Origin of the sequence: Alcaligenes ammonioxydans, from assembly GCF_019343455.1 — a bacterium.
GTDB lineage: Bacteria > Pseudomonadota > Gammaproteobacteria > Burkholderiales > Burkholderiaceae_B > Alcaligenes > Alcaligenes ammonioxydans.
Genome location: NZ_CP049362.1, coordinates 3634172 through 3654690 on the forward strand (window position 1 = coordinate 3634172; position 20519 = coordinate 3654690).

The 20519-nt window shown below is 55.7% G+C and carries 28 protein-coding genes; 2 read left to right on the forward strand and 26 right to left on the reverse strand.

Annotated features, from left to right (window positions below; all coding sequences use genetic code 11):
• Nucleotides 1-73: 73 nt before the first annotated feature.
• Nucleotides 74-697, forward strand: coding sequence for a ribosome biogenesis GTP-binding protein YihA/YsxC (gene yihA, locus FE795_RS16570; RefSeq protein ID WP_003805318.1), 624 nt, complete (start codon nucleotides 74-76; stop codon nucleotides 695-697).
• On the forward strand, nucleotides 694-1713 hold the full coding sequence (gene hemB, locus FE795_RS16575) for a porphobilinogen synthase (RefSeq protein ID WP_003805319.1): 1020 nt from the start codon (nucleotides 694-696) through the stop codon (nucleotides 1711-1713). Before yihA ends, hemB begins: the two co-directional genes overlap by 4 nt.
• 118 nt (nucleotides 1714-1831) lie before the next feature.
• Here hemB and dsbD read toward each other — a convergent pair whose 3' ends face one another.
• The 26 genes from dsbD to FE795_RS17385 form a co-directional block, all read right to left on the reverse strand.
• Nucleotides 1832-3757, reverse strand: coding sequence for a protein-disulfide reductase DsbD (gene dsbD, locus FE795_RS16580; RefSeq protein WP_131071087.1), 1926 nt, complete (start codon nucleotides 3755-3757; stop codon nucleotides 1832-1834).
• A gap of 37 nt (nucleotides 3758-3794) precedes the next feature.
• Nucleotides 3795-4181 (reverse strand): divalent-cation tolerance protein CutA, encoded by a 387-nt coding sequence (cutA, locus tag FE795_RS16585; RefSeq protein ID WP_219235342.1) that lies wholly within the window; start codon nucleotides 4179-4181, stop codon nucleotides 3795-3797.
• Between the two features lie 47 nt (nucleotides 4182-4228).
• On the reverse strand, nucleotides 4229-5203 hold the full coding sequence (locus FE795_RS16590) for an AraC family transcriptional regulator (RefSeq protein WP_003805326.1): 975 nt from the start codon (nucleotides 5201-5203) through the stop codon (nucleotides 4229-4231).
• Between the two features lie 122 nt (nucleotides 5204-5325).
• A complete protein-coding gene (locus FE795_RS16595) occupies nucleotides 5326-5871 on the reverse strand; it encodes a flavin reductase family protein (RefSeq protein ID WP_003805328.1) in 546 nt (181 codons plus the stop codon).
• A gap of 121 nt (nucleotides 5872-5992) precedes the next feature.
• On the reverse strand, nucleotides 5993-7078 hold the full coding sequence (locus FE795_RS16600; RefSeq protein ID WP_003805331.1) for an LLM class flavin-dependent oxidoreductase: 1086 nt from the start codon (nucleotides 7076-7078) through the stop codon (nucleotides 5993-5995).
• Nucleotides 7079-7586: 508 nt separating this feature from the next.
• Entirely contained in the window at nucleotides 7587-7973 is a 387-nt protein-coding gene (rplQ, locus tag FE795_RS16605; protein ID WP_003805334.1) for a 50S ribosomal protein L17, read from the reverse strand.
• A 204-nt stretch (nucleotides 7974-8177) separates the two neighbouring features.
• Nucleotides 8178-9161: a DNA-directed RNA polymerase subunit alpha gene (locus FE795_RS16610; RefSeq protein ID WP_003805337.1), complete on the reverse strand. Its 984-nt coding sequence runs from the start codon at nucleotides 9159-9161 to the stop codon at nucleotides 8178-8180.
• 152 nt (nucleotides 9162-9313) lie between these two features.
• Nucleotides 9314-9937 carry a 30S ribosomal protein S4 gene (rpsD, locus tag FE795_RS16615; protein WP_003805341.1) on the reverse strand — a complete coding sequence of 208 codons (624 nt, stop codon included), beginning with the start codon at nucleotides 9935-9937 and terminating at the stop codon, nucleotides 9314-9316.
• A gap of 11 nt (nucleotides 9938-9948) precedes the next feature.
• Nucleotides 9949-10347 carry a 30S ribosomal protein S11 gene (gene rpsK, locus FE795_RS16620; protein WP_003805343.1) on the reverse strand — a complete coding sequence of 133 codons (399 nt, stop codon included), beginning with the start codon at nucleotides 10345-10347 and terminating at the stop codon, nucleotides 9949-9951.
• Nucleotides 10348-10361: 14 nt separating this feature from the next.
• Nucleotides 10362-10727, reverse strand: a complete 366-nt coding sequence (gene rpsM, locus FE795_RS16625) for a 30S ribosomal protein S13 (RefSeq protein ID WP_003805346.1) — start codon at nucleotides 10725-10727, stop codon at nucleotides 10362-10364.
• 36 nt (nucleotides 10728-10763) lie between these two features.
• The gene (gene rpmJ, locus FE795_RS16630) at nucleotides 10764-10877 is read right to left on the reverse strand and encodes a 50S ribosomal protein L36 (protein ID WP_003805360.1); all 114 of its coding nucleotides are present in this window, start codon (nucleotides 10875-10877) and stop codon (nucleotides 10764-10766) included.
• Between the two features lie 32 nt (nucleotides 10878-10909).
• Complete coding sequence (gene infA, locus FE795_RS16635; RefSeq protein ID WP_003805361.1) at nucleotides 10910-11128, reverse strand: translation initiation factor IF-1; 219 nt, start codon at nucleotides 11126-11128, stop codon at nucleotides 10910-10912.
• A 9-nt stretch (nucleotides 11129-11137) separates the two neighbouring features.
• The gene (secY, locus tag FE795_RS16640) at nucleotides 11138-12463 is read right to left on the reverse strand and encodes a preprotein translocase subunit SecY (RefSeq protein WP_003805363.1); all 1326 of its coding nucleotides are present in this window, start codon (nucleotides 12461-12463) and stop codon (nucleotides 11138-11140) included.
• Between the two features lie 12 nt (nucleotides 12464-12475).
• On the reverse strand, nucleotides 12476-12916 hold the full coding sequence (gene rplO, locus FE795_RS16645; RefSeq protein WP_022983333.1) for a 50S ribosomal protein L15: 441 nt from the start codon (nucleotides 12914-12916) through the stop codon (nucleotides 12476-12478).
• 11 nt (nucleotides 12917-12927) lie between these two features.
• Nucleotides 12928-13113: a 50S ribosomal protein L30 gene (gene rpmD, locus FE795_RS16650; protein ID WP_003805366.1), complete on the reverse strand. Its 186-nt coding sequence runs from the start codon at nucleotides 13111-13113 to the stop codon at nucleotides 12928-12930.
• 3 nt (nucleotides 13114-13116) lie between these two features.
• Entirely contained in the window at nucleotides 13117-13638 is a 522-nt protein-coding gene (rpsE, locus tag FE795_RS16655; protein WP_003805367.1) for a 30S ribosomal protein S5, read from the reverse strand.
• Between the two features lie 12 nt (nucleotides 13639-13650).
• Nucleotides 13651-14004, reverse strand: a complete 354-nt coding sequence (rplR, locus tag FE795_RS16660; RefSeq protein WP_003805368.1) for a 50S ribosomal protein L18 — start codon at nucleotides 14002-14004, stop codon at nucleotides 13651-13653.
• Nucleotides 14005-14025: 21 nt separating this feature from the next.
• Nucleotides 14026-14559 carry a 50S ribosomal protein L6 gene (gene rplF / locus FE795_RS16665; protein ID WP_003805369.1) on the reverse strand — a complete coding sequence of 178 codons (534 nt, stop codon included), beginning with the start codon at nucleotides 14557-14559 and terminating at the stop codon, nucleotides 14026-14028.
• Nucleotides 14560-14571: 12 nt separating this feature from the next.
• Entirely contained in the window at nucleotides 14572-14967 is a 396-nt protein-coding gene (gene rpsH, locus FE795_RS16670) for a 30S ribosomal protein S8 (protein ID WP_003805370.1), read from the reverse strand.
• Nucleotides 14968-14978: 11 nt separating this feature from the next.
• Complete coding sequence (rpsN, locus tag FE795_RS16675) at nucleotides 14979-15284, reverse strand: 30S ribosomal protein S14 (RefSeq protein ID WP_003805371.1); 306 nt, start codon at nucleotides 15282-15284, stop codon at nucleotides 14979-14981.
• Nucleotides 15285-15294: 10 nt separating this feature from the next.
• On the reverse strand, nucleotides 15295-15834 hold the full coding sequence (gene rplE, locus FE795_RS16680; protein WP_003805372.1) for a 50S ribosomal protein L5: 540 nt from the start codon (nucleotides 15832-15834) through the stop codon (nucleotides 15295-15297).
• Between the two features lie 12 nt (nucleotides 15835-15846).
• Entirely contained in the window at nucleotides 15847-16167 is a 321-nt protein-coding gene (rplX, locus tag FE795_RS16685; protein WP_003805373.1) for a 50S ribosomal protein L24, read from the reverse strand.
• Nucleotides 16168-16180: 13 nt separating this feature from the next.
• Nucleotides 16181-16549, reverse strand: coding sequence for a 50S ribosomal protein L14 (rplN, locus tag FE795_RS16690; RefSeq protein WP_003805375.1), 369 nt, complete (start codon nucleotides 16547-16549; stop codon nucleotides 16181-16183).
• A gap of 279 nt (nucleotides 16550-16828) precedes the next feature.
• Entirely contained in the window at nucleotides 16829-18769 is a 1941-nt protein-coding gene (locus tag FE795_RS16695; RefSeq protein WP_131071089.1) for a bifunctional diguanylate cyclase/phosphodiesterase, read from the reverse strand.
• A gap of 105 nt (nucleotides 18770-18874) precedes the next feature.
• Nucleotides 18875-19507 carry a transglutaminase-like cysteine peptidase gene (locus FE795_RS16700; protein ID WP_219235345.1) on the reverse strand — a complete coding sequence of 211 codons (633 nt, stop codon included), beginning with the start codon at nucleotides 19505-19507 and terminating at the stop codon, nucleotides 18875-18877.
• A 455-nt stretch (nucleotides 19508-19962) separates the two neighbouring features.
• Nucleotides 19963-20496 carry a type I secretion C-terminal target domain-containing protein gene (locus FE795_RS17385; RefSeq protein WP_268885621.1) on the reverse strand — a complete coding sequence of 178 codons (534 nt, stop codon included), beginning with the start codon at nucleotides 20494-20496 and terminating at the stop codon, nucleotides 19963-19965.
• Between the last annotated feature and the right edge of the window lie 23 nt (nucleotides 20497-20519).

The following is a 20519-nucleotide window of genomic DNA, read 5'->3' on the forward strand; positions in this document are numbered from 1 at the left end:
ACTACGACATTACTGTTTCAAATCGAGAGATTATACAATAGGCGCTGAACCAATATGGAATTACGCTGCAACCATGTCGATACTGCACCGCGCTCACTTCACGATTTCAGCTGCTCAGATCGATCAGCTGCCTCCTCCCGGACCGCCAGAGGTCTGTTTTGTGGGGCGCTCCAATGCGGGCAAATCCTCCGCCATCAATGTGTTGGCCAACCAACGAAAACTGGCTTTTTCCAGTAAAACGCCAGGGCGAACACGTCTGATCAACATGTTCGGCATCCCCGATCCGCTCTCGCCGGGCGACTATCTGGGCCACCTGGTGGACTTGCCCGGCTATGGCTACGCCGCCGTGGCCCGCCACGAAAAGCAGGACTGGGCCGAGATTCTGGGCGACTACCTGGCCACCCGTCCCTCGATTGCCGGCATTGTGTTGCTGATCGACATCCGGCGCGGCGTGACCGACCTGGACTTGCGCCTGGTCGATTGGATTGCACCGACTGGCAAGCCCGTACTGGTGCTTTTGACCAAGGCCGACAAACTGCCTTATGGTCAACGTATCAAGGCGGTAGCCGAAGTACGTCGCCAGCTCCGGGAAATTGGCGCCCTTCACGCGCTGCCCTTCTCCTCCACTGATCGTATCGGCTTGCCCGAAGCGACCGAATGCATCGAAAACTGGATTTCTCCGAAGGTTGTTCCATGACTCGTTTTATTCCTCCTGCCGACTTTCCTAATACTCGCCTGCGCCGTAACCGCCGCGACGAGTTTTCCCGCCGTCTGGTGCGCGAAAACCGCCTGTCCACTGACGACCTGATCTATCCGGTCTTTGTGCGTGAAGGCGAGAAAGTGCAGGAGCAGGTCGGCTCCATGCCGGGCGTCATGCGCTACTCGCCTGACGAACTGATGCGCGTGGCCGAACAGTGTCTGGAACTGGGCATCCCCGTGCTGTCCCTGTTCCCTTCCATCGACCCGTCGCTGAAAACGCCCGATGGCAGCGAGGCCGCCAACCCGAATGGCCTGATCCCCCGGGTGGTGGGCATGCTCAAGCAGCAGTTTCCCGAGCTGGGCGTGCTGACTGATGTCGCTCTGGACCCCTATACCAGCCACGGCCAGGACGGCATTTTGGACGATGCTGGCCACATCCTGAATGACGAGACGGTGGCCATGCTGATCCGTCAGGCTCACACGCAGGCTCAGGCAGGCGTAGACATTGTGGCTCCCAGCGACATGATGGATGGCCGTATCGGCTCCATCCGCGCCGCCTTGGACAAGGACCAGTTCATCCACACCCGCATCATGGCCTACTCGGCCAAGTACGCCAGTGCCTTCTACGGCCCGTTCCGCGAGGCGGTGGGTTCAGCGGCCAATCTGGGCCGCTCCAACAAGAACACCTACCAGATGGACCCGGCCAACCGTAATGAAGCGCTGCGCGAAGTGGCGGCCGACATTCGCGAAGGTGCCGATATGGTCATGGTCAAGCCCGGCCTGCCTTATCTGGACATTCTGCGCGACGTCAAAGACGCGTTTGGCATGCCGACCTACGCCTACCAAGTCAGTGGCGAATACGCGATGATCAAGGCCGCTGCCCAGAACGGCTGGCTGGATCACGACAAGGTCATGATGGAATCGCTGCTGGCATTCAAGCGTGCCGGTGGGGATGGCATTCTGACCTATTTCGCCATCGAAGCGGCCAAGCTGATGCGCGAACAGAACTGCTGATTCACATCAATCAGAACGCAAAAAACGCAGCCCATGAGCTGCGTTTTTTGTTGCTTGTACGCGACGATCTACCGACTGTTAGGCACCGATAAGCCCGGTTTCGAAAAAATCAACGTCTTCAAGCACCGGCCAGAGCCTCATCCAACACTTTGGAAAAGCGGCTGGCATCCTGAAAACCAATCACGCGCAATTGCTCCAGCTGTTTCCCTTTGGAATCAAAAAACAGGATGCCGGGAGGTCCAAACAAGCGGAAATGTTTCAGCAATGCCCGATCCTCAGGGGTGTTGGCCGTCACATCCACCTGCAGCAACTCAAACTGCGCCATGCGTTGCGCGACGGCGGGATCGCTAAACGTGAAATTCTCCATTTCAATGCAGGACACACACCAGTCTGCGTAGAAATCCAGCATTACGGGGCGAGTGGTCTTGGCCAGACGCCCTTCCAGCTCCTGCAGGGTCAGTACGCGCTGGAACTCAACCTGGCTTTGGGCTGCCGTCACCGTACCCGAGGATTTCAGCCCTTCCAAAGGGCGAATCACGCTGGGGCGACCCAGGGCAATGCTGATCATCATCATGATGGCCCAGACCGCCAGCATCATGCCCACACCCTGTCGCAAGCCCGACCACGGCGTACGTGCAGCCGTGCCGCGCCCAAACGCGCCCAGCAAGGCAGCCGCCCACAAAGCCAGGACAACCCAGCCAAAGACAGCAATCGTGCCAGACATCAGGGGCGAGACCATCCACCAGGCGGTAGCCAGCAACAAGACACCAAAAGCGGTCTTGACGCTTTCCATCCAGGCGCCGGCCTTGGGCAAGACACTGCCCGAACCCGCACCCACAATCAGCAGCAAGACGCCTGAACCCCAGGCCAAGGCAAACAGGGCCGAACCACCCAGGACCACATCCCCCGTCTGCGAGATAAACAGCAGCACGCCCGCCAGAGGCGCTGCCACGCAAGGACCGACAATCAGCGCAGACAGCATGCCCATCAGGAACACGCCACCCATCTGCCCGCCCGGCAAACGGTTCATGGTTTTATTCAAACGATTTTGCAGCGCCGCCGGAGCCTGTACCGTGAAGACATCCAGCATGGACAAGGCCAACACCACCAGGATCAAGGCGAACAGACCCAATACCCACGGGTTCTGCAACCAGCTCGCCAAACCGGCTCCCAGCAAGCCGGCGGCCACACCCAGCAAGGTGTAGACCAGGGACAGACCCAGCACAAAGGCAAACGCCATCTTCAGGCCGTGCCAGCGCGATGGCGCAGGCTGATTCCGTCCAGCAATGATGGACAGCAAAATCGGCACCATCGGCAGGACGCAGGGCGTAAAGGACAGCAGCAAGCCAAACACAAAGCTCAGCAGCACGATCTGACCCCACCCAGCCTGCTTGAGGTAGTCGGCCAGACCCACATCACTCAGGCTCAATGCCGAGGCCACCCCCGCACTACGGGAAGGGGCGACCGTGGAATCGGGGTTCGCCTGGGCCGGATTCTGGCTTGCCCCCTCTCCTGGGGCCGGCACCGACACCACGCCAAAAGGCCCGGCCACTTCCCAGCCCTGCCCGGTGGGGATCAAGGTCAGCGTTTGAGTCGACGGGGAATAGCATAGACCTGCGTCGGCACAACCCTGACTGACCACATCGACCGTCAGATCGTGTCCTATGGAGCTGTCTGCCAGGACCGGTACGCGCAACGTAACCGAATGGCGGTAGACCTCCATGACCTCGTCAAAGGTAGGATCGTAAACCCGCTCTCCTTCGGGCAGTTGAAGCTTGCCTACCTGCTCCGCCTTCTCGGTCGAGACGGCGAAACGCTTGCGATACATATAGTATTCAGGCGCAATCTGAAAGTGGATATCCAGCTGATGGGGCTGACTCATGGCCGCCGTCAACACAAACGCCTGCTCAGGGTCCAGAAACTCTTCTTCTGCCTGCGCCGCCAAGGGCGTTGCCAGCCAAGCCAGCATCAGGGCAAAAAAAACAGCAAACCAGGCCCCAGGGCCGTGGGCGGAAAATGGAGAACGCTTTAAAGACAAAGGCACAAATCTATTCCGATTTATTAGGCTGGGCTAACTGCACTCACGCAGGGCGTGTCTGGGTACGAACCCAATCCAGATAAGCGGTGAAACCACCAACAACCGGAAGCACAATCAATTCTGGCAGCTCGTAAGGATGCTGCTCACACAAGCGATCTGCCAATTCCGGTAGCCGGGCCACTGTGGTTTTGAAAGTCAGCGTGATTTCCTCATCGCCTTGCAACTCCCCTTGCCACATGTACATGGACAAGCTGCTGGGCGCAAGGTTCGCACAAGCGGCAATTCCGTCCTCAACCAGATGATGAGCCAGATATTTGGCCAGCATCATATCCGGCACCGTGGTTTGCGCCAGCACCAGCTGCTGCGCGTCCAGATCGGGCAAGGTCAAGGCTAAGGGCGTTTTGGAATTAGGGGGAGTATCAGCGGACATGCGGGGCTCCTAGTCAGAGCCCTTAGTGTAGCGCCGGATGGCAATGCTTAGCTGCCAGCCCGGGGACGACTCAAGCCGCTCAATGTTTCAGACGGGCGCTCGCCAAAGCTATGCCGGTAATCCGCGGAAAACTGCCCCAAATGCGTAAAACCGCAAGCCAAGGCAACCTCGGTGACCGACATCCCGCCTTGTTGCAAGTAACGCCGGGCTGCCTCCAAACGCATTTGTTTCAAACGTGCCATGGGGGCTACGCCCAGATGCTCCCGGAACCCTGCGTACAGACTGCGCACGCTCACACCGGCCGCCTGGGCAATATCGCCAATGGTGATAGGCTGACCGGCCTGGCTTTCCATGAAGTCCAGGGCACGCCGCAAAACATGGGGCAAAGCGGCCGGCGTCTTGTGCGCAGGCTGATTGTGCTGATGCAGTTCGAACAAGGCATAAATCAGGGTCTGCTCAAACTGGCGCACCTGACGGGGCTGGTCGAACAAGGTGCCATCGGACACTTCGGCAAACTGCCAGTCCAGCAGGCGACGCAGGCTGGCACCACCGGGCGCATCAAAAGGAATGGAGGGCTGAAACTCCAATGGGCCACGCACGGGCTGCGCAAAATAGTCCTGATAATGACGCTCCAGCCCTTGGCGACCTATACGGACGAACAACTTGTCGGCTTCCAGGCTGTGTTCCATGCTGAAAGCTTGCGTCGGGCTGATGATGGAAGCCAGACGTGATGTGGAGGCAAAGCGTCCATGTTCCGTATGGATCTGCTCTTGCCCCGACAGGGGAATCTGCAAGAGATAGAAGTCATCCAGCGGCTGAGGCTCAATCTGCACCTGCGCCCCATAGCGCAAACGACCATAGGCCACATCCTGGCCTTGGCGTAAATACAGACGGGCGTTCAGGCGCTGACGCGTATCCGCCAGGGTCAGGCTGTGCGGACAGAAAACCTGGGAGATATAGTGCTGAACGCAGTCCACATCCTGCGAATGCAGCTGGGCATAGCGATTCAGTATGGTGGTCATGAGCGTCGCAACAAGCGATAAAAAAGCTGTGCCCTAGTGTGACACAGCCTCCCGCACTGCAACATCGAGACAATCCCTAGGCCGGGCTCACAGGGCCGGCCAAAGGTCGCTACGTCGACGAGCTACTGCCCCTGAAACCGTCCAAACCGCCCCTGCCAATACAGCAGGGGCGAATCCTGCTCTTGCTCGGCATGATGCACCTGCAGCACACGGCCCAGCACCAAGGCGTGGCTGTGACGCTCGATGACCTCCACAATCTGGCAAGCCAAAGCGGCAGGGGCCTGTCGAGCCAGCCAAATACCATGCTCGGTACACAGCCAATCGTGCCCGGCATAACGTGCATCACCTTGCTCGCCTTTGAAACCGGCAAACTGCAGAGCCAGGTCAGCCTGTTGGGCACCCAGCATATTTACACCAAACAAACCGCTGTCGCGCATCAAAGGCCAGGACGAGGAGCTTTGATTGACGCAAACCAGCACTTCTGCAGGATCCGCCGCTACCGAGGTCACCGAGGTCGCCGTCAGACCACTGCGCTGACCTTGATGTTCAACCGTAATCACACTGGCTGTGCCGCCCAGATGGCGCATAGCACGTTTGAACTGATCGGCAGAAACTCCCGGCGCCTCAAGCGCTTGTTCTGTCGGTAAGAAAGCCAATTCCACAGGCATGATTCACCTTTTCTAATCGTAGGGGCAGCGCTGTCATCCGAACAGCGCCGCTTGCAGGGCGCACATGTACTGGCTATTCCCCCGGCAAGTCAGCCCCTGCCCGATAGCCAGCCGATCGCTCTTAGCGAATGCCGCGCTGCTGCAACAAAGGCAGCACAGTATCACGGAAATACGGGAATTCCTGAACATAGTCCACAAAGGACAAGGTTGTTCCCCGGAAACCGGCCGCGTGCAGTGCACACAAACCATCAGCCACTTGCTCGGGCGTACCCACCAGCGGGAAGCCGCCATGACCGGCTGCCATACGTTCGCGAATCTGTTCCAGCAGCTCATGCGGGAAGGAGTGCGCATGGGCAAACTGCAGGCGCATCAGATTGTCGACCGCGCCATTGTCGATGTTGCCCATGATGCGCTCCCACTCAGCCTTGGCTTCAGCTTCGGTGGGACGGCACACCACATGCGAAAAGGTCATCACATCGACCTTGCGACCTTGCGACTCGCCCAACGCCTTCAGTTCAGCCACTTCCTTGGCGGAACGGTCCAGCTCCATGGCCGGGGTGAACAGGAAATTGGCATTACGACTGGCGAACTCACGTCCCTGACCGGAACCGGCAGCATTAAAGATAGGCGGATCAAACTCAGGGCGAGGATTGCCATATACTCCCTTGGCCTGGAAATACTTGCCGTCCCAATCGAAACGGCCGTCGTGGTGCCAGATCTTCTTGATCAGGTCGAACCATTCCTGAGCATAGCCATACCGGGTTTCATGATCGTCCGGCAACGTGACTCCCAAGGCGTCGTATTCAGGCTTGTTCCAGCCCGCCACAATATTTAGACCAACCCGATTGCCACTCATCTGCGCCATGGTGGCGATCTGCTTGGCAATCACCACGGGGTGGTTGGCAACGGTATGCACAGTGGCAAACACGCTGATATTGCGAGTGTTAGCCAGCAAGGCCGTCGCCCAGGTCACGGTTTCCAGCACATAGCCATGAAAATCGGTTTCGCCGCCGTAACCGATCCAACGGGCAATGGGCAGCATGAAGTCGATGCCAGCCTCATCCAGCAGCTTGCCCAGCTTCAGATTGTTTTCCCAAGTAGCCTGCCAGCGATCCGGCAAGGTCGATACCGTCATGCCGCCGCCACAATTGGTGGCAAACGTACCCAGCAGAAACTTATCGTGTGTCAGCAATGTATTCTGTGCCATCGCCAGTCTCCTGAAAATCGTCGTTCTTTGCAGCCCGCCACCATGGCAAAGCTGATATAGCGCAGATTTTAGGGAGCGGCCGTCAGCCCTACTATCGAATCACTGCGGGTTTTATCAATTGCCTGCAATTATTTGAACCATAAAGCGATACACAGCACCCATATCAGTAAAAACCCTTATATAACAGCGTCTTGCTGTCAATACAGGCAGCGTTTTCCTGATCACGAAACCAGTAAGCGGGCCTTTACGCTGAACGTGGGATCAATGGGTGCGGGAATTTGAAAACAGTCTCGGCAAGCATGCGAAGGCAGGCGGGGCCTCAAACTTCCTGGTCTAAAGGGGGGCTGCTGCGCGGGCAAACTAAAAACAAATACGGGTGAGGCCGGAACCCCATGCCCGCGTCTGGAACATCCAGAGCCTTCTTCTCAGGGTGCAAGAAAGACCGTGGGAATAAAAAAACGGACTCCTGAGAGTCCGTTTTCAATACTACGAGAGAAACAAGCGATGCTTATTCAGCAGCGGCTTCTTCCTGAACTTCTGGACGATCCACCAGCTCCATGAATGCCATAGGAGCGTTGTCACCCTGACGGAAACCCATTTTCAGGATGCGGGTGTAGCCACCGTTACGCTCTTGGTAACGTGGGCCGAAAACTTCAAACAGCTTGGTCACTGCATCGCGGTCGCGCAGACGGGCGAAAGCCAGACGACGGTTTGCCAAGGTTGGGTTTTTAGCCAAAGTGATCAGGGGCTCAACCACGCGGCGCAGCTCTTTAGCTTTAGGCAGGGTGGTTTTGATGGCTTCGTGGGTCAGCAGGGACACGGACATGTTGCGGAACATGGCCAAACGGTGGCTGCTGGTACGATTCAGTTTACGTAGACCGTGACGGTGACGCATGATGATTTTCCTAAATAATGAATCTTAGTTGGCACGCCGCGTATGCGACATGCGTAAATCCGGTTCTTCTATCAGCTAAGCTGCGGACCAGATGGACAACGTAAAACAATAGCACATTTTTAGCCGCCACCTACACTTTTTGCAGGTGTACCACACCAGAAAAAGTGTAGGCAGCGTCTAAGAAATGACTGTCTTGCTTACTACTTATGGACGCTCAAGACCCAGTGGCGGCCAGTTTTCGAGCTTCATGCCCAAAGTCAGACCACGTGCGGCCAACACTTCCTTGATTTCGTTCAAGGACTTGCGGCCCAGGTTTGGTGTCTTCAACAGTTCGTTTTCGGTACGCTGGATCAGATCGCCGATGTAGTAAATATTTTCGGCTTTCAGGCAGTTGGCGGAACGAACCGTCAGTTCCAGATCGTCGACAGGACGCAGCAACACGGGATCGATCTGTGGAGCGCCACGCACTGGAGCTTCGTAGGCATCGCCCACACCTTCCAGAGCAGCAAACACAGAGATCTGATCCATCAGGATACGAGCAGACTGGCGCACGGCTTCCTCGGGCGAGATCACGCCGTTGGTTTCGATGTCCAGAACCAGCTTGTCCAGGTCAGTACGCTGTTCCACACGGGCGTTTTCGACCGCGTAGCTCACACGACGCACGGGGCTGTAAGATGCGTCCAGCACGATACGACCGATCGTGTGGGTGCGATCATCGGCCAGGGCGCGCACGTTACCAGGAACGTAGCCACGGCCTTGCTCAACCTTGATTTGCATTTCCAGCTTGCCGTCGTCGGTCAAGGTGGCAATCACATGATTGGGGTTGATGATTTCAACGTCGTGCGGCAATTCAATGTCGCTGGCCAGAACTTGACCCGCGCCTTCTTTGCGCAGGATCAGCGTAACTTCTTCACGGCTGTGCAGCTTGAAGACCACGCCCTTCAGGTTCATCAAGATATCAACCACGTCCTCGCCCACGCCTGGCAGCGTGGAGTACTCGTGCACCACACCGGTAATCTGCACTTCAGTCGGTGCATAGCCGGTCATGGAGGACAGCAAGATACGACGCAGTGCGTTGCCCAGAGTGTGGCCGTAGCCGCGCTCGAAAGGCTCCATGATCACCTTGGCGTGATTTTTGCTGATCGGTTCAACTTCGATGGAACGGGGTTTCAAAAAACCTTGAGACATTCGATTTCCTTTTCAATACCCTCGGCTCGTTACACCGATAAGGCTGACGGAAACTGGCCTAAGCCAGCAGAAAGTATCGCAAAGCCCACTTGCCGAAAAACGGGAAGTGGGCCTGCTTTACTGCATTGTATAAGTGGTCTTCGCGTAAAAAATTAACGCGAGTACAACTCAACAACCAGCGATTCGTTAACGTCTTGAGCGACGTCAGCGCGGTCAGGAACTTGCTTGAACACGCCGGACAGCTTGGCAGCGTCCACTTCCACCCACTGAGGCAGGCCAATACCGGTCGCCAGTTCCAAGGATTCCTTGATACGGCTTTGGGATTTGGCTTTCTCACGCACGGCAACCACGTCACCGGCTTTGATCAGCATGGAAGCGATGTCAGCGGTGTGACCGTTGACTTCGATAGCACGGTGGTTAACCAGCTGGCGAGCTTCGGCACGTGTGGAGCCGAAACCCATGCGGTACACCACGTTGTCCAGACGCGATTCCAGCAATTGAATCAGCGTTTCACCGGTGTTGCCACGGCGGCGGTCAGCTTCAACGTAGTATTTGCGGAATTGCTTTTCCAGCACGCCGTACATGCGCTTGAGCTTTTGCTTTTCGCGCAGCTGCAGACCGAAGTCAGACGTACGGGCACCCGAGGTGCGGCCGTGCTGACCAGGACGCGATTCCAGTTTGCACTTGGAATCCAGCGAACGACGAGCGCTCTTCAAAAACAGATCGGTACCCTCGCGACGCGAGAGCTTGCATTTTGGTCCAATATAACGAGCCACTTCGCTTCCCCTTAGATGCGACGACGCTTGGGCGGACGGCAGCCGTTATGCGGAACCGGTGTGATGTCTGCAATGCTGGTGATCTTGATACCCAGAGCATTCAGAGCACGCACAGACGATTCACGGCCTGGACCGGGGCCCTTGATGCGAACTTCAAGATTTTTAATACCGTATTCCATGGCAGTACGGCCGGCTGTTTCAGCGGCAACCTGCGCGGCAAACGGCGTGGATTTACGCGAGCCTTTAAAGCCAGCGCCACCCGACGTAGCCCAGGACAATGCGTTGCCCTGACGGTCAGTAATGGTGATGATCGTGTTGTTAAAAGAAGCGTGGACGTGAGCAATCCCGTCCGACACGCTTTTTTTGACTTTCTTGCGTGCGCGTGAAGCGCTGCTAGAAGCTTTGGCCATCTTCTATTCCTCGATTATTTCTTCAGGGACGCGGCGGCGCGACGCGGACCTTTACGGGTGCGAGCGTTAGTGCGTGTACGTTGGCCGCGCACTGGCAGACCGCGACGATGACGCATGCCACGGTAAGTTCCCAAGTCAGCCAAACGCTTGATCGAGAGCTGAACTTCACGACGCAGGTCACCTTCAACGGTGAACAAGCCGATCTGTTCGCGAATGCGCTCGAGTTCCGCGTCGGTCAGATCTTTGACCTTCTTGGAGTATTCAATACCCGATGCTTCGCAAATCTTGCGAGCGCGGGTGCGACCGATGCCGAAAATCGCGGTAAGACCGATTTCGGCGTGTTGATGCGGCGGGATGTTAATGCCGGCAATACGGGCCATGGTTATTCCTTGTTAAATCGGTTGCGTTTCGGCAACTTAGCCTTGACGCTGCTTATGGCGTGGATCGGTGCAGATGACACGCACCACGCCATGACGTTTAATGATTTTGCAGTTGCGGCAGATCCGCTTTACTGATGCCATTACCTTCATGGTTTGACTCCTAGTTTCCTGTAACCGGCCGCTTATTTGGAGCGGAACACAATTCGTGCTCGGGATAGATCATAGGGCGTGAGCTCCACAGTGACCTTATCGCCCGGCAGAATCCGGATATAGTGCATACGCATTTTGCCTGAAATGTATCCGAGCACTACGTGACCATTTTCCAGCTTGACGCGAAAAGTTGCGTTGGGAAGGTTCTCAAGAACCTGTCCCTGCATTTGAATGACGTCGTCCTTTGCCATTTTCGTGAATTACCGCATCGGCAAGCTCGAGCCTTTGAAGTTAGCCTTCTTGAGCAGCGAGTCGTATTGTTGTGACATGACATAGGCCTGGGCCTGCGCCATGAAGTCCATGGTTACTACAACAATAATCAGCAAGGATGTGCCGCCAAAATAGAACGGTACATTCCAGCGCATTTGCAAGAACTCTGGTACCAGACACACCAAGGTAATGTAGATCGCACCGGCCAAGGTCAAACGCATCAAGATCTTGTCGATATAACGCGCTGTTTGGTCACCGGGACGAATACCTGGTACGAAAGCTCCACTCTTTTTCAGGTTGTCTGCAGTTTCGCGGCTGTTAAACACCAGGGCCGTGTAGAAAAAGCAGAACAAGATGATCAGCGCGGAGAACAAAGTAATGTAAAGCGGCTGACGCGGCGACAAAGCAGCCTCGATTTCACGCAACCAACCCAAACCGGGCGTGCTGGAGAACCAATTAGCAATTGTCGCTGGCAACAGAATGATGGACGAAGCGAAGATCGGAGGGATCACGCCAGCCATGTTCAGTTTCAGCGGCAAATGCGAGCTTTGACCACCATAGATACGGTTGCCTACTTGCCGTTTGGCGTAGTTCACCGTGATACGACGCTGACCACGCTCGACAAAGACGACGAAGTACGTGACGGCGGCTACTAAAACGAGGATAAACAGTGCCGATAGAATCGACATGGAATCCGTACGCACCAGATCAAGCATACCGCCCAAAGCATTAGGCAGACCCGCTACGATACCGGCGAAGATCAGTATGGAAATACCATTGCCCAATCCACGTTCAGTAATCTGCTCACCGAGCCACATGACGAACATGGTGCCAGTGACCAGTGTTACCACTGTCGTGAAGCGAAACAGCATCCCTGGGTCGATAACCAGACCGGGCTGCGATTCTAGAGCGATGGAAATCCCAACTCCCTGGAACAAAGCCAAAAAGACCGTTCCGTAACGGGTGTATTGCGTGATCTTGCGACGACCCGACTCACCCTCTTTTTTGATTGCTTCCAGCGTGGGCACCACAGCGGTCATCAATTGCATGATGATGGACGCAGAGATGTAGGGCATGATTCCCAGTGCGAACACTGAGAATCGCTCTAAAGCACCACCGGAGAACATATTAAACAAACCCAGAATACCACTCTGGTTTTGAGTAAACAGTTCGGACAAGGCATCAGGATTGATGCCTGGTACCGGAATGTGCGTACCCAAGCGGTAGACAATCAGGGCGAGCAACAGGAAAACGAGACGACGTTTTAAATCGCCGTAGCGCGGACCCGACTTACTCTGTGCCTGAGCTTTTGCCACCGTGACCCCTTTTTATTCCAGCGAGCCGCCGGCTGCTTCGATCGCGGCGCGAGCGCCGGCCGTTGCATTAATGCCTTTCAGCGCAACTTTACGGGAAAGTTCACCGGATTTGATGACTTTAGCGTAACGCACCATTTGGCCAACCACGCCAGCCTGCTTCAGTGCCTGGACGTCGATAACTTCGGCATCCATTTTTTGCAGTTCGGACAGACGTACTTCTGCGTACAGGTGGTCGTCCAGGGTGGTGAAACCACGCTTGGGCAAACGACGTTGCAAAGGCATTTGACCGCCTTCGAAACCGACTTTATGAAAACCACCCGAGCGCGATTTCTGGCCTTTATGACCACGTCCGCCGGTTTTACCCAAGCCGGAACCGACACCGCGACCAACACGGCGTGCTGCGTGTTTGGCGCCAGCGGCGGGCTTGAGATTGTTCAATTGCAATTCAGACATCCCGATTCCTTTCAGGCTTCCGAGACCGTAACCAGATAATCCACCTTGCGGATCATCCCACGAACCTCAGGAGTATCAACCAATACACGGCTGGTGTTGACTCGGCGCAGACCCAGGCCGCGAACGGTGTCGCGGTGGCTTTGCTTTGTGCCGATGACCGAACGCACCAACGTAACTTTGATTTGTTTCTGTGCCATGACTTACCCCAGAATTTCTTCAACTGTCTTGCCACGCTTGGCAGCAATGTCAGCAGGTGTCGAGCAAGCACGCAAACCGTTCAATGTAGCGCGAACCATGTTGTATGGGTTGCTGGAACCCAGGCTCTTGGCTACGACGTTGCGCACGCCCATCACTTCGAAGATAGCGCGCATTGGGCCACCGGCGATAACACCAGTACCTTCAGCTGCGGGAGAGATCAGAACGGTGGCTGCACCGTGCTTACCAACTACGGTGTGATGCAAGGTGCCGTTTTTCAGAGGCACTTTGATCAGGCCGCGACGGGCCTGTTCCATTGCCTTCTGAACAGCAACGGGTACTTCGCGGGCTTTGCCCTTACCCATGCCGATACGACCATCGCCGTCACCGACCACGGCCAGCGAAGCAAAGCTCATGGTGCGACCACCCTTAACCACTTTGCTGACGCGGTTGACCGCAATCATTTTTTCTTTCAGGCCATCATCGCGCTCTTGCTCTGGAGCCTGTCTGCCTTGTGCTTTAGCCATTTGATAATTCCTTTAGAATTTCAAGCCGGCTTCACGCGCGGCCTCGGCCAGCGCTTTCACGCGGCCATGGTAACGGAAGCCCGAGCGGTCGAAAGCAACCGTCTCGATGCCAGCAGCCTTCGCCTTTTCGGCGACGCGCTTGCCAACCAGGCTGGCTGCCGCTACGTTGCTGCCAACGGCCAATTCTTTGCGAACTTCGCTCTCGACAGTGGAAGCACTGACCAGAACGCGGTCGCCTTCGGGCGAGATGATGCTCGCGTAAATATGCGTATTCGTGCGATGCACCGACAGGCGGTGTACGCGCAGTTCGGCGATCTTGCGGCGAGTAGCCACTGCACGACGCATACGGGATTGTTTCTTGTCCATGATTCGTCCTTGCCTGCGGGCTTATTTCTTCTTGGTTTCCTTGAGGATGACGCGTTCGCCGACGTAACGTACACCCTTGCCTTTGTAAGGCTCTGGTGGACGATAGCCACGAATTTCAGCGGCAACCTGACCAACCACCTGCTTGTTCGAGCCCTTGATCACGATTTCGGTCGGAGTAGGACACTCGGCTTTGATGCCTTCAGGCAGGTCGTGCACGATGTCGTGCGAGAAACCCAGTTGCAACTTCAAGGCATTACCCTGGACGGAGGCACGGAAACCCACGCCAACCAGACTCAGCTTGCGTTCGAAACCGGCGCTCACGCCAACAACCATGTTGTTGACCAGTTGGCGCACGGTGCCGGACATTGCGTTTGCGTGACGAGTTTCGTTCGCAGCGGCAAAAGACAGCTGACCGTCTTGAAGTTCGATGGTGACGTCGCCAGTCAGAGATTGAACCAAAGTGCCCAGAGGGCCTTTGACCGTGATCTGATCAGCGGCAATAGTCGTTTCTACGCCCTTGGGCAAGGAAACGGGATACTTAGCGATACGTGACATATGATGTTCTCCTTATGCCACGTAGCACAGCACTTCGCCACCGACGCCAGCTGCACGTGCTTTGCGATCGGTCATCACGCCGCGAGACGTGGACACGATGGCAACACCCAAGCCGTTCATGACTTGAGGGATGCTTGTGCTGCTTTTGTAGATGCGCAGTCCAGGACGCGAAACGCGGTCGATGCGCTCGATGACTGGCTGGCCGGCATAGTATTTCAGGGTGACTTCCAGTTCTGGCTTGGCTTTTTCGCCAACGATACGGAAATCTTCGATGTAGCCTTCGTCTTTCAGCACAGCAGCAATAGCTGCTTTCAGCTTCGAGGAGGGCATGCTAACCGATGTCTTGTTGACCATTTGCGCGTTACGCACGCGGGTCAACATATCGGCGATTGGATCGCTCATGCTCATGTGTATTTCTCCTACCAGCTGGCCTTGGTCATACCGGGGATCTCGCCGCGCATTGCCATTTCGCGCACTTTATGGCGAGTCAAACCGAATTTCTTGAAAACACCACGGGGGCGACCGGTGATAACGCAACGGTTGCGTTGACGGGTCGGGTTCGCGTTGCGTGGCAATTGTTGCAACTGCAAACGAGCCTCGTAGCGCTCTTCGTCAGACTTGGACTGGTCGTCAATGATCGCTTTCAGTGCTGCACGCTTGGCGGCGAATTTCTCAGCCAGCTTGGCGCGCTTGATGTCGCGATTGATGAGGGAAAGTTTAGCCACGTTGCGCCCCTTAGTTGCGGAACGGGAAGCTGAACGCGCTAAGCAGCGCCTTGGCCTCTTCGTCCGTCTTGGCAGTTGTAGTGATGCTGATGTTCAGACCACGCACTGCGTCGATTTTGTCGTACTCGATTTCGGGGAAAATGATTTGCTCTTTAACCCCCATGTTGTAGTTGCCACGGCCGTCAAACGCACGACCCGACACACCACGGAAGTCACGTACGCGTGGCAGAGCCACAGCGACCAGACGATCCAGGAATTCGTACATGCGTTGACCGCGCAGGGTCACCATACAACCGATCGGGTAATCTTCGCGAATCTTAAAACCGGCAATAGCTTTGCGGGTTTTCGTGATAACGGGTTTTTGACCAGCAATTTTGGTCATGTCCGATACCGCGTTCTCGATAATCTTCTTGTCAGCAACCGCTTCCGAGACACCCATGTTCAGAGTGATCTTGGTGATGCGCGGTACTTCCATGATGCTCTTGTACTCGAACTGCTTTTGCAGGTCGGCAACCACTTTTTCGCGGTAGAAATCTTGTAAACGTGCCATGTTATCCGCCCCTTAAGCCTTGGCGCCAACGGCCTTGCCGCTGGAACGATAAACACGCGTTTTCTGACCGTCGATCACCTGGATACCAACGCGGTCGCCCTTGCCGGTTTCTGGGTTGAACAGTGCAACGTTCGAGATGTGGATAGGCATGGTCTTGTCGACGATACCACCCTGCGTGCCAGCCATAGGATTGGCTTTAACGTGTTTTTTGACTACGTTGATGCCTTCCACGATAACGTGGTCTGCATCGACGCGTTGCAGTACTGTGCCACGGCGTTTTTTATCACGGCCGGTCAGCACAATAACTTCGTCGCCTTTACGAATTTTTTGCATTTTTTCGCGCTCCTTACAGCACTTCGGGAGCCAAGGACACGATCTTCATGAACTTCTCGGTACGCAGTTCACGCGTAACGGGTCCGAAGATACGGGTGCCGATGGGTTCCAGCTTGGCATTGAGCAATACGGCAGCATTGCCACCGAAACGAATCAGCGAACCGTCTTTACGGCGCACGCCCTTAGCGGTACGAACCACTACAGCGTTGTAGATTTCGCCTTTTTTGACGCGTCCGCGCGGGGCCGCTTCTTTAACGGTAACTTTGATGATGTCACCAATTGCGGCATAACGGCGCTTCGAGCCGCCCAGCACCTTGATGCACATTACGGAACGCGCACCTGTGTTGTCGGCCACGTCCAGCGTGGTCTGCATTTGAATCATGATTTTTCCTGTTCCAACTTAATTGCAACGATCCAGCCAAAATGACTGGGTCACACAACCAGTTTTGGTCCCGTCAGATTCGGATCCAGCCAGTTCGATACCGTAAACCCGATCTCGATCTGGTCCGGCAAGCCGAACCCTAGGTTGAAATCTTGCGAGAGACAAAACGTTGTATTACCAACTTCAATCCGGATAGGCGACTAAAGCCTCTCCGGTCAAAATAAAGAGGTAAGCCACATATACTAGCAAATAAGCCCCAGAAAAACAAGGATTTATTTGCTAAGGCCTTGGCAGCACGGCGTTTTCGCGCAACAACTCGTCCAGTTGGGCGCTATTGCTGGCGCGTGTAACCCGACGCAAGCCAATACCCAGTTCCTGCAAGCTTTGCAGAAACGCCATCAGCAAATGACGTCCTCCGACCTCAGCCTGCAAGGTCTGCGCCCGTTCGTCATCCAGAACGATGTACTTGAGGGCCATCATGTGCAACCACAAAATGGATTCGGGCTGCTCCAGAACGCGACGCAAGCCAAACTGCACGCCCAAAGGACGCAATTTATCCACAAACGCGACCGTTTCCGCATCGTGTTCGCTGAGACAGTAGGCATCCAGTTCAATGATCAGACGCTGGGCCTTGTCACCTGTCTTGGACAGCACATCGGCCACCTGCTGCGCAAAGTCCGGCTTGACCACGGAGGCCCATGACACTCGCACGCTCAGACTGCCTTCATGCGTGGCCAGCCAGTCGCTGGCCAATTGCATGGTACGCAAATCACATTGCGCCGAAAGACCCAGGCGCACCGCCACGGGAATGAAGAGATAAGCGGGCAAACTGGCCTGCCCTGGCTGCTCGGGCAGCAAGTTCAGGGTGGCATCGTAAATCTGGCCTGCCTGACCCCAGACTTCGACACCCGGTTTCACGCTCAGCTCAATACGCCCCTGCTCCAGGCCGCGTTCAATGCGTGAATGCCACTCCTGCTCGCCGATTGAAGAACCCGCCTCGTGATGCCCCCCTTCCGAAGGTCGGTACTCCACCTCCTGGTGCCCCGCCCCTTCAGCGCGCATCAGCGCATTATCCAGGCGTGTCATCACAGCACTGAGCGAATCGTGAGCCTCATAGTTCGTCATCGCCATGGACCAGCGACACAGGCTGCCGTCCGGCAAGGGTTGGCGCAATTCCTGCAAGGCCGTGCGTAGCTCCTGGGCAAAACCCATCACCTGAGGGCCCGTCTGCCCCTTGAGCAGCACAATAAAGTCAGAGCCATTCAAGCGCGCCAGATCACCCACGTCCATACCATTTTCCCGCAACAGCTCAGCGCAACGCTGGGTCACCAATTTCAACCAGGCATCCACTGCATCGCGCGACAAGGAGGTATTCAATGGCAACAAATCTCGCTGTCGAAACAGCAAGACATGACCACCCTGCTCTTGCTGCAGCACTTGCCGGAACAGATTGACAAAGTACTTACGGTTAGCCAGACCAGTGACGGGGTCGCAATTGAGCTCCAGCTGCAACTGTTCGATCCGGGCATTTTGTTCCTGACTGCTGACCCGTATCCGCTTTTGCACGGTACTTAAAGTATGGGCGACCTCTTCCAACTCAGGAATGAGACGTACTTTCTTGCGACCGGGCGCAGAGTCACTTTGATCCATCTGCTGCAATTCGAACTGCACATGGTCACGCAAGGCCCGACGCAACCAGGCCATGACCATCAATACAAACACGCCCCACGCAATCCCGGCGCCCAGCACCAGCAAGGTCACGCGCACAAAGCTTTTCCATAAACTGGCGCGGGCATACTCATCGGCAGGCTTGACCTCAACCGTACCAATCTGGTTCCAGCCATTACTGACATGCGCTAGCGCCACAGGCACCTCAATGGGCAAGGAGTTGGCAAACCATGCCGGTGAGGACGTGCTGACCTGCGTTTCCTGCTGCGTGCTGCGCTCAACCAATACGGCGTTGGCGGTATCAGAGAAGCGGATACGCTCAAACTGCCCGGTGTCGTACAAAGCAGCAATCAACAGCTCTTGGGTGACCGGGTCCTGGTTGCTGGGCTGCGACAAGGTCAAGGCCAGCGAAGTCGCCGCCGACTCTGCCTGGGCCTGCAACTGGCTGCTCAGGTATTGACGTGCCGAATCGACGCTAAACCACAGCGTGCCCACCAAAATAGCAAGAATCGCGCACGAGACACTTAGCAGTAGCTGTTTAAGTAAAGACATAGCGCTTCCGTATATTCCATAAATTCTTGTCTAGTCCGCCTTGAAAGGCCACCCTGGTCGTTGTTTCTGATCGGCGCCCCGACCCGCACAGCCTGGGGCTCATCATCATGGCACAAAGCCTTCCTTACGCATTTTGTCCAGCAAGCCACGCCAACGACTGATGCTGTCTACCGAGCCCTTTTGGGCATTACCGACATACACGCCTTGCGAGTTAAAACTGAACACAGGCGTTAAATCGGGACGCTGGCTGGCGGGACGGATCGAGCCGCTTAAGTTGTCCAGCAGCAAAGGCTCGGACTGCGGCGTAGGGTAATAGCCCAACACCATATGGGCAATGCTTTGGCCACCCACTTGCGCCCTGACATAAATCAATCGGAGTTTTTCATTGGGCACACCCAGATGCAACAAGGAAAAATATTTGCCAATCACAAAGTCTTCACAATCAGCGGCCCCTTTTCCCAGAGTCTCGACGGGGGTTGCCCAATAATCGAGTTGTCCCCAAATATGGATGTCCTCACCTGCCATTGCCGTCATGTTCCAGAAATCATTGACGGCATCGAGCTGGCGGCGCTCGCTTAAGCCCCGCGCAGACTCCAGATTAGCCATCCACCGGTCAATCGCTGTTCCGGCCCGGGCACCAAAGCGGGCGACCGCCGTCTGTCGAATCTTGCTGGCCTCGAACTGCAAGGCTGGCACTGACAAAGGCAGCCACACTCCAACCAGCAGTGTGACCAGCACAAGCAGCGCAACCCTAGATCGAAGAAAAAGGCGTAGCCAGGCAAAAGACAAGAACACGTCAGTCCCAAATAAGCAAACCCTTATAACGGCCTTACAGCTTGCCTATTTAGCGAGAGCCTGGCAATTGCCATAACACCTGAATACCGCATCGGCAGCGTATTTCGGACGCAAAATCAGTCTACCTGCCCCGTCATACTATCGAATCAGGAAGCAAGTCGGCAAACCGGTCGGACGACCACGCACAGACAGGCATACAAAAGGATCTGAAGCGACCAGGGGCTTCATCCCGTCTGATTTCACTGGCTGATTCGCTCGATACTCCAGGATCATAGGCAGAAAAGTCAGACATCTGCTATTGGCGCTGACGACAAGCCACAGACAAAAAACCCCACAAACCCATGCGGATTTGTGGGGCGTAGCGCTATCGATGAGATAGCGCCGTGTCAGCTAACGATTTAGAAATCGGATGACTTCAAAGTACCGTCTTTCAGCGAGTTGGCAATTTGGGCTGCCTTCTCTGCGTCAAAGGCGATATTGTCCAGAATGATCTTCTGATCAATCTGACCGTTGCCTTGAGAGCTGATACCGATCTCCATCTTGCCGCTATCCGAACGGCCTACCGTCAAGTACTGGCTCAAATCACCATTATTGAGGTTATGGCCCGACAACAGATCGGTGATATCCAGCGTATCGGTGCCGGAGTCACCGAAGTCCATCACGTAATCCACAGCCGGCTTGCTGACAGTGCCTTCATCCCCCTTGTTCCACACGAAGGTGTCATTGCCCTCGCCGCCGAACAGGATGTCGTCACCCGCACCGCCGATCAGGGTGTCGGTGCCACCTTGGCCGTACAGGATGTCATTGCCTTTACCGCCATCCAGCGTATCGTCGCCGCCACGCTGGTCACCTGCCACATTAAAGGCGGTGTGATTCTGCTTGATGTACTCGTACAACTCAACGCCGGTTGCGGGTGTACCGCCGTTTTTCATCTGCAGGAACACTTCCAGTGCCT

Excerpts from the sequence above, each read along its gene's own strand:
- yihA (WP_003805318.1), top strand. The coding sequence starts at position 74 with ATGTCGATACTGCACCGCGCTCACTTCACGATTTCAGCTGCTCAGATC.
- hemB (WP_003805319.1), top strand. The coding sequence starts at position 694 with ATGACTCGTTTTATTCCTCCTGCCGACTTTCCTAATACTCGCCTGCGC.
- cutA (WP_219235342.1), bottom strand. The coding sequence starts at position 4,181 with ATGTCCGCTGATACTCCCCCTAATTCCAAAACGCCCTTAGCCTTGACC.
- FE795_RS16590 (WP_003805326.1), bottom strand. The coding sequence starts at position 5,203 with ATGACCACCATACTGAATCGCTATGCCCAGCTGCATTCGCAGGATGTG.
- FE795_RS16595 (WP_003805328.1), bottom strand. The coding sequence starts at position 5,871 with ATGCCTGTGGAATTGGCTTTCTTACCGACAGAACAAGCGCTTGAGGCG.
- FE795_RS16600 (WP_003805331.1), bottom strand. The coding sequence starts at position 7,078 with ATGGCACAGAATACATTGCTGACACACGATAAGTTTCTGCTGGGTACG.
- rplQ (WP_003805334.1), bottom strand. The coding sequence starts at position 7,973 with ATGCGTCACCGTCACGGTCTACGTAAACTGAATCGTACCAGCAGCCAC.
- FE795_RS16610 (WP_003805337.1), bottom strand. The coding sequence starts at position 9,161 with ATGTCTCAAGGTTTTTTGAAACCCCGTTCCATCGAAGTTGAACCGATC.
- rpsK (WP_003805343.1), bottom strand. The coding sequence starts at position 10,347 with ATGGCCAAAGCTTCTAGCAGCGCTTCACGCGCACGCAAGAAAGTCAAA.
- rpsM (WP_003805346.1), bottom strand. The coding sequence starts at position 10,727 with ATGGCCCGTATTGCCGGCATTAACATCCCGCCGCATCAACACGCCGAA.
- rpmJ (WP_003805360.1), bottom strand. The coding sequence starts at position 10,877 with ATGAAGGTAATGGCATCAGTAAAGCGGATCTGCCGCAACTGCAAAATC.
- infA (WP_003805361.1), bottom strand. The coding sequence starts at position 11,128 with ATGGCAAAGGACGACGTCATTCAAATGCAGGGACAGGTTCTTGAGAAC.
- rplO (WP_022983333.1), bottom strand. The coding sequence starts at position 12,916 with ATGTCTGAATTGCAATTGAACAATCTCAAGCCCGCCGCTGGCGCCAAA.
- rpmD (WP_003805366.1), bottom strand. The coding sequence starts at position 13,113 with ATGGCACAGAAACAAATCAAAGTTACGTTGGTGCGTTCGGTCATCGGC.
- rpsE (WP_003805367.1), bottom strand. The coding sequence starts at position 13,638 with ATGGCTAAAGCACAAGGCAGACAGGCTCCAGAGCAAGAGCGCGATGAT.
- rplR (WP_003805368.1), bottom strand. The coding sequence starts at position 14,004 with ATGGACAAGAAACAATCCCGTATGCGTCGTGCAGTGGCTACTCGCCGC.
- rplF (WP_003805369.1), bottom strand. The coding sequence starts at position 14,559 with ATGTCACGTATCGCTAAGTATCCCGTTTCCTTGCCCAAGGGCGTAGAA.
- rpsH (WP_003805370.1), bottom strand. The coding sequence starts at position 14,967 with ATGAGCATGAGCGATCCAATCGCCGATATGTTGACCCGCGTGCGTAAC.
- rplE (WP_003805372.1), bottom strand. The coding sequence starts at position 15,834 with ATGGCACGTTTACAAGATTTCTACCGCGAAAAAGTGGTTGCCGACCTG.
- rplX (WP_003805373.1), bottom strand. The coding sequence starts at position 16,167 with ATGCAAAAAATTCGTAAAGGCGACGAAGTTATTGTGCTGACCGGCCGT.
- rplN (WP_003805375.1), bottom strand. The coding sequence starts at position 16,549 with ATGATTCAAATGCAGACCACGCTGGACGTGGCCGACAACACAGGTGCG.
- FE795_RS16695 (WP_131071089.1), bottom strand. The coding sequence starts at position 18,769 with ATGTCTTTACTTAAACAGCTACTGCTAAGTGTCTCGTGCGCGATTCTT.
- FE795_RS17385 (WP_268885621.1), bottom strand. The coding sequence starts at position 20,496 with ATGAAAAACGGCGGTACACCCGCAACCGGCGTTGAGTTGTACGAGTAC.